We start from the raw sequence: 12,976 nt of genomic DNA, 5'->3' as shown, positions 1-12,976 counted from the left end.
GGGTGCGTTGACACCCCTCGTGCAGCCAGCACTCGACGGACTCAGGAGCGGGAGGTCGCGCGTGCCCGCTCGCCGATTCCGCCGGTCCGGGACGCCCCGGCGGGTGGCCACCCTCTCGGTGCACACCAGCCCGCTCGACCAGCCCGGTGCCGGCGACGCCGGCGGCATGAACGTCTACATCGTCGAGGTCTCCCGCCGGCTGGCCGCCCGCGGCATCGAGGTCGACGTGTTCACCCGCGCCACCTCCAGCGACCTCCCGCCGGTCGTGGAGATGAGCCCCGGCGTCACCGTGCGGCACGTCCCCGCCGGCCCGTTCGAGGACCTCGGCAAGGAGGAGCTGCCCGCCCAGCTGTGCGCCTTCACCGCGGCCGTGCTGCGCGAGGAAGCCCAGCACGAGCCGGGCCACTACGACGTCGTCCACTCGCACTACTGGCTCTCGGGCCAGGTCGGCTGGCTGGCCCGCGACCGGTGGAGCGTCCCGCTGGTGCACACCGCGCACACCCTGGCCAAGGTGAAGAACGCCGCGCTGGCCGCCGGCGACCGCCCGGAGCCCCGGGTGCGGGTGGTCGGCGAGGAGCAGGTGGTCGCCGAGGCCGACCGGCTGATCGCGAACACCGAGGAGGAGGCGCGCCAGCTGGTCCGGCACTACGGCGCCGACCCCCGCCGCACGCTGGTGGTCCCGCCGGGCGTCGACCTCGACCGCTTCTCCCCGGGCGACCGCGCCGCCGCCCGCCGCGCGCTCGGCGTGCGCGAGGACGCCGTCGTGCTCGCCTTCGTCGGCCGCATCCAGCCGCTCAAGGCCCCCGACCTGCTGCTGCACGCCGCCGCCCGCATGCTCGCCGACGACCCCGCGCTGCGCGACCGGCTCGAGGTGCACGTCGTCGGCGCGCCCAGCGGGTCGGGCCTGGAGGCGCCGCGGCAGCTCGAGCAGCTCGCGGCGACCCTCGGCATCGGCGACCTCGTGCGGTTCCTGCCGCCGCAGGCGCCGCACCGGCTCGCCGACCACTACCGCGCCGCCGACCTCGCCGTCGTCCCCAGCCACAACGAGTCCTTCGGCCTGGTCGCCCTGGAGGCGCAGGCCTGCGGGACGCCGGTCGTCGCCGCCGCCGTCGGCGGCCTGCCGACCGCGGTGCGCGACGGCGTCTCCGGCCTGCTGGTCGACGGCCGCGACCCCGCCGACTACGCGGCGGCGATCCGCAGCGCGCTGGCCCGCCGGCCGTTCCTCGCCGCGGGCGCCCGCCGGCACGCCGCCCGCTTCTCGTGGGACCGCACCGCCGAGTCGCTGGTCGAGGCGTACACGGCCGCGGCGTCGGAGATGGCCGCCGGCGTGCCCGCCCTGGCCCCGCTGCGGACCGTGCCCGGGGCGTCGGTGGCCCGATGAGCTCCGACGTGGTCGAGCGGCTGGACGCGGTCGTCGCGCAGGCGCTGCGCGACGGCGGGCTGGCGCACGAGCACCCGGCGCCGGGGAGGTGGCTGGTCGACCTGCCCGGCACCAAGAAGCTCAGGACGGTCTGCGGGCTGATCGTGGGGGAGCACGCGCTGCGGGTGGAGGCGTTCGTCTGCCGCCAGCCCGACGAGAACCGCGAGCAGCTGTGGACCTACCTGCTGCAGCACAACGCGCGCATGTACGGCGTCGCCTACTCCATCGACAGCGTCGGCGACGTCTACCTCACCGGCCGCCTGCCGCACGCCGCGGTCACCCCCGACGAGATCGACCGCATCCTCGGCTCGGTGCTCAGCTACGCCGACGACCACTTCAACACCATGCTCGAGATCGGCTTCGGCACGTCGATCCGGCGCGAGTGGGAGTGGCGGGTCAAGCGCGGTGAGTCGCTGCGCAACCTCGAGGCCTTCGCCGCGTTCGCCCAGCGGTCGGAGGGCGAGCGCCGGGGGTGAGCGATCCGGTCGAGGAGGAGCGGCCGGGCTACGCCCGGCGGTGGTGGGTCCTCGCCACCATGACCGTCTGCCTCCTGGTCGTGATCACCGGCAACACGATCCTCAACGTCGCGCTGCCCACCCTGCAGCGCGAGCTCGACGCCACCCAGGGCGAGCTGCAGTGGGCCATCGACGCCTACATCCTCGTGTTCGCCGGCCTGCTGTTCTCCTGGGGCGTCATCGGCGACCGCATCGGCCGCCGGAAGACGCTGCTCATCGGGCTGGCGGTGTTCGCTGTGGGGTCGACCTGCGCCGCGTTCAGCGGCAGCCCGGTGGAGCTGATCGTGTGGCGCGCGGTCATGGGCGTCGGCGGCGCGGCCGTGCAGCCGACGACCCTGGCGGTCATCACCAACGTCTTCCCGGCCGGCGAGCGGGGCCGGGCGATCGGCGTCTGGGCGGGGACGGCGGGGATCGGCGTCGCGGGCGGCCCGCTGGCCGGCGGCGCGGTGCTGCAGCACTTCTGGTGGGGCGCGGTCTTCCTGATCGGCGTCCCGGTCTGCCTGCTCGGGATCGCCGGCATCCTCGCGTTCGTCCCCGAGTCGAAAGACCCCCAGCCCCGGCGGCTGGACGTCCCCGGCGTGCTGCTGTCGATCCTGGCGCTCGCCGGCCTGGTGTTCGGCATCATCCGCGGCGGCTCGGGATTCGGCTGGACCGAGCCCACCGTGCTCGTGCCGCTGGTCGGCGGCGCGGTGCTGCTGGCCCTGTTCGTCTGGCTGCAGCGGCGCTCGTCGCACCCGGCGCTGGACGTCTCGCTGTTCCGCAACCCGGCCTTCTCCGCCGCCGCGGCCGCGCTCGGGCTGAACTTCTTCGCCCTGCAGGGAGCCACCTTCTACCTCGTGTACTACCTGCAGGGCGGCCGCGGCTACAGCGCGCTGCAGACCGGGTTCCTGCTCATCCCGGTGGCCGTCGGCATGGCGCTCATGGCACCGCGCAGCTCCCGGCTGGCCGAACGCTTCGGCGCGAAGGCGGTCTGCGCCGCCGGCTTCCTCGCGATCAGCGCCTCGTTCGCAGGCATCCAGCTGCTCGACCTGGCCTCGCCGGTCTGGCTGATCGTGGTCCTGTTCTCGGTCCAGGGCCTGGGCATGGGCGCGGTCATGGCCCCGGCCACCGAGTCGATCATGTCGGTGGTCCCGCGGGAGAAGGCCGGCGCCGGGGCCGCGGTGAACAACTCCGTGCGGCAGGTCGGGGGCGCCCTCGGCGTCGCGATCCTCGGCTCGCTGCTCACCACGGCCTACCGCGACGACCTCGGCCGGGCGCTGGACCCCCTGCCGGCGGGCGTCCGCGAGCAGGCCGGCGAGTCGATCGTGGCCACCCTGGAAGCGGTCCGGCGGGTCGTCGCGGGGGAGGACGCCGACGCCGCCCGGGCCGCCGCCGGCGTGGCGGAGCCCGCGCGCGAGGCCTTCGTCTCCGCGATGCACCTCACCGCGGTCGGCACCGCGGCGGCCAGCCTCGTGGCCGCCGTCGTCGTCCTCGCCTGGCTGCCCGGGCGGCGCGCCGCGGGGTGAGCCGCCCTACGGCTCCCACCAGAACGTCGTCGCGGTGCGCGGCCGGTCGTCGGCCAGCTCCCGCATGGCGGCGGCGACCTCGGCGTCGCGGGAGGCCGGCAGGCACAGCCGCCGCCGGGTGAACGCCAGGACGTCGGCCGGGGCGGCGTCGCGCCACAGGTCCGGCCGCTCCACCGTCGCCGACGACGCCCCCACGCCCAGCTCGGCGAGCACCTCGGCGAACAGGCCGGCCGTCGGCCCGGCCGGCCGGTCCTGGCCGTGGAAGTGCCGCCACAGCGGGCCGAGCGACGTCCAGGGGTGGGTGTCGGTCAGCTCGACCACCACCCGGCGCCGGGCGTGCGCGGTCAGCGCCGTCAGGAACGGCGGCAGGTCGGGCACGTTGTAGACGACGTTCGCCGCGACGACGACGTCGGCCGGCGGGACCTGCGCGGCGACGTCGGGCCAGCGGCCGCACCAGGTGCGCACGGGGACGTCGCCGGCGGCGGCGCGGTAGCGGGCCAGCATCGCGGCGGACTCGTCGACGGCGAGGAGCTCGGCGGCGCCGGTGGGGATGCTGGCCGCGCCGCCGCCGCAGCCGACGTCGAGCACGCTGCCCGGCAGCCGCTCGCGGACCGCGGCGAGGGTGGCCGCCGAGCCGCGCCCGCTGCCGAAGAGCCCGGGAGGGAAGCCGTACGGCGACTCCGGCGCGGCGGCCAGGATCCGCGGGTCGATCTCCCAGGCCGCCAGCTCCTCCGCCCACCGCTCGGCCGCACCCACGGGTGAGATCCTGCCCTGACCGGTGCCGCCCCGGGCGGGAAGCGGTTAGCGTGGGTGCGATGGACGGCAGCACCGCGCAGCAGCGCTTCGTCCGGGCGCTGATGGGCGTCGTGGCCGCGTCCGCGCTCGTCTACCCCATGCTGCTGTGCGCCGTCCAGCTCGTCTTCGCCCAGCTGCTCGTCGTCGACGTGATGGCCACCGTGCTGTGGCTGTCGGTGGCCGTGGTCTGCAGCGTGGGCCTGGTCGCCGCGCTGCGGTGGGGCGCCGCCCGGCGGATCCGCTCGTACTGGCTGCTGCTCGGCCTGGCGCCGCCGGCGGCCTACGAGCTGTGGCTGGTCTGGCCGGCGATCACCGGCTGAGCCGGCCGCGGAGGCGTCCGGCAGGATGGCGGCGTGAGCACCGGAACCCTGGTACTGCTGCGCCACGGCGAGAGCGAGTGGAACAAGGCCAACCTGTTCACCGGGTGGGTCGACGTCCCGCTCTCCGACAAGGGCCGCGCCGAGGCCGCGCGCGGCGGCGAGCTGCTCGCCGAGCAGGACCTGCTGCCCGACGTCTGCCACACCTCGGTGCTCAAGCGGGCGATCGCCACCGCCGAGCTGGCACTGGCCGCGGCCGACCGGCAGTGGATCCCGGTGAAGCGCTCGTGGCGGCTCAACGAGCGGCACTACGGCGCGCTGCAGGGCAAGGACAAGGCCGCCACGCTCGCCGAGTACGGCGAGGAGCAGTTCATGACCTGGCGCCGCTCGTACGACACCCCGCCGCCGCCCATCGAGCCCGGCAGCGAGTACAGCCAGGACGGCGACGCCCGCTACGCGGTGCTGCCGCCCGAGGTGCGCCCGGCCACCGAGTGCCTGGCCGACGTCGTCGTCCGGATGCTCCCGTACTGGTACGACGCGATCGTCCCGGACCTCCGGGCCGGGCAGACCGTGCTGGTCGCCGCGCACGGCAACAGCCTGCGCGCCCTGGTGAAGCACCTCGACGGCATGGGGGAGCAGGAGGTGGTGGGGCTGAACATCCCGACCGGCATCCCGCTGCGCTACGACCTCGACGAGGACCTGCGCCCGGTCAAGCCCGGCGGCGAGTACCTCGACCCGGAGGCGGCGGCCGCCTCGATCGAGGCCGTCAAGAACCAGGGCAAGCGCTGACGAGGGGGCCCCGGAGGGTCCCCCGAGGAGGCCCCGCGAACGGCTCAGCGCCGCAGGGGCACGGCACCTGGCCGCGGTCGACCGCCCGGAGGGCGGTCAGGAAGCACTCGCGTGCATCTCCCGCTCGCCCGTCACCAGGTACACCACCCGGCGGGCGACGCTGACGGCGTGGTCGGCGAAGCGCTCGTAGTAGCGGCCGAGCAGCGTCACGTCGATGGCGGCCTCGATGCCGTGCGGCCACTCCTTGGACAGCAGCTCGCGGAACAGCTGGCGGTGCAGCTGGTCCATGAGGTCGTCGTCGGCCTCCAGCCGGCCGGCCGCCTCGACGTCGAGCTTGGCGATGACGGCGGCGGTCTGGGCCACCAGCCGCTCGGCGACGTGCCCGGCCTCGAGGAAGATCGGCCGCACCTCGGTGGGCACCGCGGGCTCGGGGAAGCGCATGCGGGCCAGCTTGGCCACGTGCACGGCGAGGTCGCCCATGCGCTCCAGGTCGGCGACGATGCGCATGGCGGCGGTGATGGTGCGCAGGTCGGTGGCGACCGGCTGCTGCTGGGCGAGCAGCGTGAAGCAGCGCTGCTCGATGCTCTCCCGGGTGGCGTCGACCTGCTCGTCGCCCGCGATCACCAGGTCGGCGAGCGCGACGTCGGCGTCCAGCAGGGCGGTGGTGGCCTTGTTCATCGCCGAGCCGACCGAGTTGGCCATCTGCACCAGGCAGTTGTTGATGTCGGCGAGTTCCTCGTGGTACTGCTGGCGCACTGTTCGGAGCCCCTCTCCCGGCCGGTCGGGCCGGCGATACTGAAGACGCGCGTCCTCGCTCAGGGTAGGAGAACTCCGGGGTGCCCCAGCCGGCGCGCCGGTGAACGCGGGGCCACACGACGGTGAACAGTGCCCCGTACCGGGTGACGTCGGTCGCGAAGCGTTCCTGGGAAGGCTCCCGACCCACCTAGCATCGACGTCGTGACGACGCTGGTCGCGCTCCTGATCGGCCTCGCCGTCGGCGCCGGGATCGCCGCGGCGGTGCTGGTCCCGCGCCTGCGCGCGGCCCGGGAGGCCCGGCCCGCCGACCCGGCGCCGGGCGGCCCCTCCGAGGCGGCGCTGGCGCGGCGGCTGCTCGACCTCATGGACCCCGCCGTCGTGCTGCTCGACGCCGACGACGTGCTGGTCATCGCCAACCCCGCGGCGCGGGCCCTGGGCATCGTGCGCGACACCCGTCTGCTGGTGCCCGAGCTGCTCCAGCTGGCCCTCGAGGTGCGCACCGCCGGGAGCCGGCGCCGCGACGTCCGCCTGCCCGGCGGGCTGGTCGGCAGCGGGCCGCGCCTGATGGAGGTGCACGGCGTGCGGCTGGACAGCGGCGCGGCGCCGCCGCCCGGGCCGGTCGCGCTGATCCTGGTGGACGTCACCGAGGTCCGCCGCGGCGAGGCGGTGCGCCGGGACTTCGTCGCCAACGTGGGCCACGAGCTCAAGACGCCGGTCGGCGCGCTGGCGCTGCTGGCCGAGGCGCTCCAAGACGCCGCGGACGACCCGGAGACGGTGCGCCGCTTCGCCGAGCGCGCCGGGCACGAGGCCGAGCGGCTCGGCCGGCTGGTCCGCGAGCTCATCGACCTCTCGCGGCTGCAGGGCGCCGAGCCGCTGCCCGATCTCGAGCCGGTCGCCGTGGACACCGTCCTCGCCGAGGCCGTCGACCGCACCCGCACGGCCGCCGCCGCGAAGAGGATCACCATCGCGACCGGCGGCGAGCACGGGCTCGTCGTCCGCGGCGTCGAGGCGCAGCTGGCCACGGCGGTGACCAACCTGCTGGCGAACGCGGTCGCCTACAGCCCCGAGGACACGAAGATCGCGGTCGCCGCCCGCGGCCGCTCCGGGTTCGCCGAGATCGCGGTGACCGACAGCGGGATCGGCATCCCGCGGGCCGACCGCACGCGCGTCTTCGAGCGCTTCTACCGGGTCGACCAGTCCCGGGCCAGCCGCACCGGCGGCACCGGCCTCGGCCTGGCGATCGTCAAGCACGTGGCCAACAACCACGGGGGATCGGTCACCGTCTGGAGCGAGGAGGGCGTCGGCTCGACGTTCACGCTCCGGATCCCCCTGGCCAACGACGTCCCCGCGGCCGGGACGGACGGCCGGACGGTGACGGGCGAGCAGGAACCGGCGGACGACGTCGTCGCCGCCGACGTGTCGAGAGGACGGGAATGACGCGGGTACTGGTGGTCGAGGACGAGGAGTCGTTCTCCGACGCGCTGTCCTACATGCTCAAGCGCGAGGGGTTCGAGGCCGCCGTGGCCGCGACCGGGCCGGACGCGCTGGCGGAGTTCGACCGCGGCGGCGCCGACATCGTGCTGCTCGACCTGATGCTGCCGGGCCTGCCCGGCACCGAGGTGTGCCGGCAGCTGCGCAGCCGCAGCAACGTCCCGATCATCATGCTGACGGCCAAGGACGGCGAGATCGACAAGGTCGTCGGCCTGGAGCTCGGCGCGGACGACTACGTCACCAAGCCGTACTCGGCCCGCGAGCTGGTGGCCCGGATCCGGGCGGTGCTGCGCCGCCGCGGCGAGGGGGAGGCGCCGGCCGAGCCGGTGCTCGAGGCCGGGCCGGTGCGCATGGACGTCGAGCGGCACGTCGTCGCGGTGGACGGCGAGCCGATCGCGCTGCCGCTCAAGGAGTTCGACCTGCTCGAGCTCCTGCTGCGCAACGCCGGCCGGGTGCTCACCCGCATGCAGCTGATCGACCGGGTGTGGGGCTCGGACTACGTGGGCGACACCAAGACCCTCGACGTCCACGTGAAGCGGCTGCGGGCGAAGATCGAGCCCGACCCGGCCAACCCGCGCTACCTGCTCACCGTCCGCGGCCTCGGCTACAAGCTGGAGGCGTCGTGATCGGTCGGCCTACCGGCCGACACCGCGGCCCGGTGCCGTCCCCCCGCTGAGCCGAGCCCCGGCGGTCCGGCCCCCTCTCGGGAGACCCTGCGGGCCCCCGCTCGAGGAGGCCGACACCGCGGCCCGGTGCCGTCCCCCCGCTGAGCCGAGCCCCGGCGGTCCGGCCCCCTCTCGGGAGACCCTGCGGGCCCCCGCTCGAGGAGGCCGACACCGCGGCCCGGTGCCGTCCCCCCGCTGAGCCGAGCCCCGGCGGCCCGGCCCCCTCTCGGGAGACCCTGCGGGCCCCCGCTCGAGGAGGCCGCCGCCGGCGGCTCCTCAGTTCCCTCGACCTGTCTCGTCCTGCAGCTCGTCGATCCTGCGCGAGGCGTCGGCCTTGGTGAGGTCCTCGGGCACCTCCTCGCCGGCTTCCCGGGCGAGGGTCTGCAGGTAGCTCTTCTGGGCTCCGGTGGCCGGCTCGTCACCGGTCACCCAGTCGGACGGGTCCTTCTCGGCGGTGCGGTCCTGCGGCGATTCGCTCATGTGTTCGATGCTAGGCCGCCACGAGCCCGTTCGCCTCCCGAACCGGGACGGCCGGGACGGCCTCGGCCCAGCGCCGGCCGGTGCGGTGCACGTGCGTCTCGCCGCAGGGGCACGCCACCGTCACGGCGATGTGGTCGGCGTGGTTGGCGATCCCGCGGATGCCGAGCGCGGAGATCAGCTCGTCGCGGCCGGTGACGGGGCAGGTGATCAGCAACATGCGAGAAGCGTCCTGCGGCGGTGTCGTCCGCACGAGTGGCAGGACTGACCGCTATCGCAGGTTTTCTGCCACACTGTCGGCATGACCGTCCCGGACCGTCCCCTGGTCGTCAGCGTCGTCCTCGCCGACGGGCTCGTCGGCAGCTTCGGGCTCGGCGTCTGCCACGAGGTGTTCGCCTACGACCGCCGCCACCTCGGCCTGCCCCGGTTCGACTTCGGGCTGGTGGCCGAGGTGCCGGGCATCCTGCGCACCGACACCGGCCTCGGGATCGTCGTCGAGCACGGGCTGGAGCGGATCGACCGGTCCGACATCGTGCTCATCACCGCCTGGGAGCTGTTCGAGCACGTGCCCTCGGCGGCGATGCTCGACGCGCTGCGCCGCGCGCACGCCCGCGGTGCGCAGCTCATCAGCCACTGCACCGGCGTCTTCGTGCTCGCCGCCGCCGGGCTGCTCGACGGCCTCCGGGTGACCACGCACTGGCGGTACGCCGGCGAGCTCGCCGCGCGCTTCCCGCAGCTGGAGGTGGACCCGGCGGTGCTCTACGTGGACAACGGGGCGGTCATCACCGGCGCCGGCACCGCGGCCGGCGTCGACACGCTGCTGCATTTGGTGCGGCGGGAGTGGGGCGCCGCGGCGGCCAACGCGCTGGCCCGCGAGATGGTCGTGCCCCCGCACCGCGACGGCGGGCAGGCGCAGTTCATCGACGCGCCGGTGCCCGCCTGCGCCGACGACCTGCTCGGTTCGGTGCTCGAGTGGGCCACCGGCCACCTCGCCGAGGACATCAGCGTCGAGCACCTGGCCCGCCGGGCGCTGATGAGCCCGCGCAGCTTCGCCCGCCGGTTCAAGGCCACGACGGGCACCACGCCGCACGCGTGGCTGCTCGGCCAGCGGCTGGCCGCCGCCGAGGAGCTGCTGGAGAACACCGACGCCCCGGTGGAGGAGATCGCCCGCCTGGTCGGCTTCGGCACCGCGGCCGGGCTGCGCGAGCAGTTCACCCGCCGGCGCGGGGTCTCCCCGCGCGCGTACCGGCAGACGTTCCGGGCCGGGTCAGCGGCCGGGACGGCGCCGGTGCAGCTCGACGAGCACCGGCTCGGGGCTGGCCGGGTGCGGCGCGACGAGGCCGGCGTCGAGGCGGGCCTCGGCCAGCCGGCGTAGCTCGTCGTACGCCGGGCCGCCGATCAGCCCGGTCAGCTCGGCCGCGTAGGTGACCACCAGCGGCTCGGGGGAGACGTGCGCCGCCGGCGAGCCGGTGCACCACCAGTGCAGGTCGTGCCCGCCGGCCCCCCAGCCGCGCCGGTCGAACTCGCCGATCGTCGTCTGGAGCACCGTGGTGCCGTCGGGGCGCTCGACGTGCTCCTGCTCGCGGCGCACCGGCAGCTGCCAGCAGACGTCGGGCTTGGTGGTCATCGGGTGCAGGCCGGTGCGCAGCGCCATGCGGTGCAGGGCGCACCCCGTGCCGCCGGGGAACCCGGGACGGTTGAGGAAGACGCAGGCGCCGTCGACCACGCGGGTGCGCAGCGAGCGGACGCCGTCGGCCTCGTCCCCGGCCGCCCCGTCGTCGGCGGCGTCCTCCTCGCTCCAGCCCCCGCGGCCGACCGGGGCCAGCTGCCAGTCGTCGTCGGTGAGGTCGGCCACCGCCGCGGTGACCCGCAGCAGGTCGTCCTCCTCGGTGAAGAAGGCCCCGTGGCTGCAGCAGCCGTCGTCAGGGCGGCCCTCCACCACGCCCGCGCAGCCGCGGCCGAAGATGCAGGTCCACGCCGAGGTGAGCCACGTGAGGTCGGCGCGCACGACGTGCTCGGGATCGGCCGGGTCCGGGAACGTCACCCACTCGCGGGCGAAGTCGAGCGGCACCTCGGGCGGGGGCTCGGCGGGCACCTCGCCAGCGTAGGCACGCCCCCCGGGCCGGCGGACCCCGTGTCCGGACGGTGCCCGTGATCGCCAGCGGGCAGACTGTCACCATGCGGTTGGGAGTCCTGGACGTCGGGTCGAACACGGTGCACCTGCTCGTGGTCGACGCGCACCCCGGCGCGCACCCGACCCCGATGCACGACGACCGGTCGCTGCTGCGCCTGGCCGAGCACGTGGGCAAGGACGACAAGCTCTCCAAGACCGGGGAGAAGGCCCTGGTCCGGGCCGTGCAGAAGGCCTGCGACCAAGCCGAGAAGCAGGGCTGCGAGGAGTTCATGGCCCTGGTCACCTCCGCGATCCGCGAGGCCGAGAACGGTCTGGAGGTGCTCGACCGGGTCAGGAAGCAGACCGGGGTCGAGCTCAAGGTGCTCAGCGGGGAGGACGAGGCCCGCCTGACCTTCCTCGCCGTCCGCCGGTGGTTCGGCTGGAGCGCCGGGCGGCTGCTGGTGCTCGACATCGGCGGTGGTTCGCTGGAGCTCGCCGGCGGCGTGGACGAGGAGCCCGAGGTCGCGCTCTCCCTGCCGCTGGGGGCGGGGCGCATGACGCGCAAGTACCTGCCCGAGGCCCGCACCGGTGGCCGCCCCGACCTCAAGGCGCTGCGCGCCCTCGACGAGCACGCCGAGCGGCTGCTCGAGCCCGCCGCCCGCAAGCTGCGCGCCCTGGGGCAGCCCGACCTGGTCGCGGCCACCAGCAAGACCTTCCGCACGCTGGCCCGCCTGACCGGCGCCGCGCCCTACTCGGCGGGGCTGCAGGTCGACCGCCGGCTGACCCTCAGCGGCCTCGGCCAGCTGGTCGGCTTCGTTTCCCGCATCGAGTCCGGGGCGCTCGCGGAGCTGCCCGGTGTCTCGCCCGACCGGGCGCACCAGATCCCGGCCGGGGCCGTCGTCGCCCAGGCCGCCATGCGGGCACTCGACGTGCCGGCCGTGCGCATCTGCCCGTGGGCGCTGCGGGAAGGTGTCATCCTGCGTCGACTCGACTCGTTGGAAGGGGCGTGATGGCCGAGCCACGGCGGGACCCCGAGACCGGGGGCCGATCCCTCGCGGAGATCCTCCGGGAGGCCGGCATCGAGTCGCCCACCCGCGGCCGGCGGCGGCGGGACGATCCCGACGACACCGGCCTGCGCCAGCGGCGCGCCGAGCCGGAGGACGAGGACCCCGGCACCGGCCGCGTCGGCGGCCGGCCCTACGGCCGGCGCGCCGGTGACCTGCGCATCGCCGGGGCCGCCGCCCCGTCGCAGGCGGCCGACCCGCAGACGGCGGCGATCCCCGGGGTGCGCCCGTCGGGCAAGCCCGAGGTCCCCGCCGCGACCGGGCAGACCGGGGTGGTGCGCGAGCGCCGGGCCGACGACCAGCGCGCCGGCGGTGACCGCCGGCACGGCGACCGGCGGGTGGACGACGACCGGTCGACCGGCCGGGTCGGCGAGCGCCGCCAGGGTGACCGCCGGCTCCAGGGCCGGCGGCTGGAGGACCGGCGGGCCGAGGACCGGCCCGACGACGACCGCGCCACCGGCCGGGTGGGCGAGCGCCGGGCGCTCGAGCCGCGCCCCGACCGCCGCGCCGGCGACCGGCGCGCCCCGGCGCCCCCGGTGGAGCAGCGCCGGCCGGAGCGGGTGCCCGCCCCGGCGACGCCCCTCGACGACAACCCGTCGACCGGGCCGATCCCGGTCGTCGCCGACGAGCGCGGCGTCGCGGACGCCGCCGGGACGCCCCAGGAGGGCGTGCTCGCGTGGCTGCGCTTCGGCGGCGAGCTGGTCATCGCCCTGGCCGCCGGGGTCGGCATCTACTTCCTGTTCACGGTGATCTGGGAGACCCTGCCGCACCTCGCCGTCCTGGTGGCACCGCTGGCGGTCACCGGGCTGGTGGCCGGCGTGGGCGCCTACCGGCACAAGATGTCGCGGGACCCCGTGGGGCCGAGGCTGCTCGCCGTCCTGGTGTTCGCCGGGGTGCTGCTCACCGTCGCCCCGGCGGCGGCGCTCCTCGCGACCGGCTAGGTGTAGTGACCACGGACGTTGTTGACGGCGTAGGAGGCTGAGCGAACAAGGAGACCTCCGAGCGAAGGTGTGGGTGCTGACGCCTCACCGACCGCCCGGAGGTCTCGTTGTCCCACGCTAATGCCCGT

The 12,976-nt window shown here is 75.5% G+C and carries 15 protein-coding genes; 10 read left to right on the top strand and 5 right to left on the bottom strand.

The window, feature by feature from the left end; genetic code table 11:
- Positions 1-61: 61 nt before the first annotated feature.
- Genes mshA through ACI78S_RS11425 form a run of 3 tightly spaced genes read left to right on the top strand, consistent with a single transcriptional unit; the run spans position 62 to position 3,440 of the window.
- Positions 62-1,381 carry a D-inositol-3-phosphate glycosyltransferase gene (mshA, locus tag ACI78S_RS11435; protein WP_456973264.1) on the top strand — a complete coding sequence of 440 codons (1,320 nt, stop codon included), beginning with the start codon at positions 62-64 and terminating at the stop codon, positions 1,379-1,381.
- Positions 1,378-1,896: a YbjN domain-containing protein gene (locus tag ACI78S_RS11430; protein WP_456973262.1), complete on the top strand. Its 519-nt coding sequence runs from the start codon at positions 1,378-1,380 to the stop codon at positions 1,894-1,896. Before mshA ends, ACI78S_RS11430 begins: the two co-directional genes overlap by 4 nt.
- Positions 1,893-3,440 carry an MFS transporter gene (locus ACI78S_RS11425; protein ID WP_456973260.1) on the top strand — a complete coding sequence of 516 codons (1,548 nt, stop codon included), beginning with the start codon at positions 1,893-1,895 and terminating at the stop codon, positions 3,438-3,440. Before ACI78S_RS11430 ends, ACI78S_RS11425 begins: the two co-directional genes overlap by 4 nt.
- A 6-nt stretch (positions 3,441-3,446) precedes the next feature.
- Here the strand turns inward: ACI78S_RS11425 and ACI78S_RS11420 are convergent, their stop codons facing one another.
- The gene (locus ACI78S_RS11420) at positions 3,447-4,196 is read right to left on the bottom strand and encodes a methyltransferase (protein WP_456973258.1); all 750 of its coding nucleotides are present in this window, start codon (positions 4,194-4,196) and stop codon (positions 3,447-3,449) included.
- Positions 4,197-4,255: 59 nt separating this feature from the next.
- Here ACI78S_RS11420 and ACI78S_RS11415 point away from each other — a divergent pair, with 59 nt between their 5' ends.
- Both ACI78S_RS11415 and ACI78S_RS11410 read left to right on the top strand, forming a co-directional pair.
- Entirely contained in the window at positions 4,256-4,555 is a 300-nt protein-coding gene (locus tag ACI78S_RS11415; RefSeq protein ID WP_456973256.1) for a hypothetical protein, read from the top strand.
- A gap of 33 nt (positions 4,556-4,588) precedes the next feature.
- Positions 4,589-5,341, top strand: a complete 753-nt coding sequence (locus ACI78S_RS11410) for a phosphoglyceromutase (RefSeq protein WP_456973254.1) — start codon at positions 4,589-4,591, stop codon at positions 5,339-5,341.
- Positions 5,342-5,437: 96 nt separating this feature from the next.
- Here ACI78S_RS11410 and phoU read toward each other — a convergent pair whose 3' ends face one another.
- Entirely contained in the window at positions 5,438-6,097 is a 660-nt protein-coding gene (gene phoU / locus ACI78S_RS11405; RefSeq protein ID WP_456973252.1) for a phosphate signaling complex protein PhoU, read from the bottom strand.
- A gap of 201 nt (positions 6,098-6,298) precedes the next feature.
- Here phoU and ACI78S_RS11400 point away from each other — a divergent pair, with 201 nt between their 5' ends.
- Both ACI78S_RS11400 and ACI78S_RS11395 read left to right on the top strand, forming a co-directional pair.
- Entirely contained in the window at positions 6,299-7,534 is a 1,236-nt protein-coding gene (locus tag ACI78S_RS11400; protein WP_456973250.1) for a sensor histidine kinase, read from the top strand.
- The gene (locus tag ACI78S_RS11395; RefSeq protein WP_456973248.1) at positions 7,531-8,214 is read left to right on the top strand and encodes a winged helix-turn-helix domain-containing protein; all 684 of its coding nucleotides are present in this window, start codon (positions 7,531-7,533) and stop codon (positions 8,212-8,214) included. The genes ACI78S_RS11400 and ACI78S_RS11395 overlap by 4 nt, the downstream gene beginning before the upstream one ends.
- A gap of 315 nt (positions 8,215-8,529) precedes the next feature.
- On the opposite strand, the gene ACI78S_RS11390 is transcribed toward ACI78S_RS11395, so the two are convergent.
- Positions 8,530-8,733, bottom strand: coding sequence for a DUF3072 domain-containing protein (locus ACI78S_RS11390; RefSeq protein WP_456973246.1), 204 nt, complete (start codon positions 8,731-8,733; stop codon positions 8,530-8,532).
- Positions 8,734-8,743: 10 nt separating this feature from the next.
- Entirely contained in the window at positions 8,744-8,950 is a 207-nt protein-coding gene (locus tag ACI78S_RS11385) for a hypothetical protein (RefSeq protein ID WP_456973245.1), read from the bottom strand.
- Positions 8,951-9,031: 81 nt separating this feature from the next.
- Here ACI78S_RS11385 and ACI78S_RS11380 point away from each other — a divergent pair, with 81 nt between their 5' ends.
- A complete protein-coding gene (locus ACI78S_RS11380; protein WP_456973244.1) occupies positions 9,032-10,105 on the top strand; it encodes a helix-turn-helix domain-containing protein in 1,074 nt (357 codons plus the stop codon).
- Here the strand turns inward: ACI78S_RS11380 and ACI78S_RS11375 are convergent.
- Positions 9,998-10,825 (bottom strand): hypothetical protein, encoded by an 828-nt coding sequence (locus ACI78S_RS11375; RefSeq protein ID WP_456973243.1) that lies wholly within the window; start codon positions 10,823-10,825, stop codon positions 9,998-10,000. The two genes, ACI78S_RS11380 and ACI78S_RS11375, sit on opposite strands and share 108 nt — an antisense overlap.
- Before the next feature lie 83 nt (positions 10,826-10,908).
- On the opposite strand from ACI78S_RS11375, the gene ACI78S_RS11370 reads away from it, so the two are divergent.
- On the top strand, positions 10,909-11,853 hold the full coding sequence (locus ACI78S_RS11370; RefSeq protein WP_456973241.1) for a Ppx/GppA phosphatase family protein: 945 nt from the start codon (positions 10,909-10,911) through the stop codon (positions 11,851-11,853).
- Entirely contained in the window at positions 11,853-12,848 is a 996-nt protein-coding gene (locus ACI78S_RS11365) for a hypothetical protein (protein ID WP_456973239.1), read from the top strand. Before ACI78S_RS11370 ends, ACI78S_RS11365 begins: the two co-directional genes overlap by 1 nt.
- Positions 12,849-12,976: the final 128 nt, after the last annotated feature.

Source organism: Geodermatophilus sp. SYSU D00815, from assembly GCF_054050035.1.
Note: the sequence above shows the minus strand (reverse complement) of the source record. Positions and strands in the feature narration are given on the sequence as shown.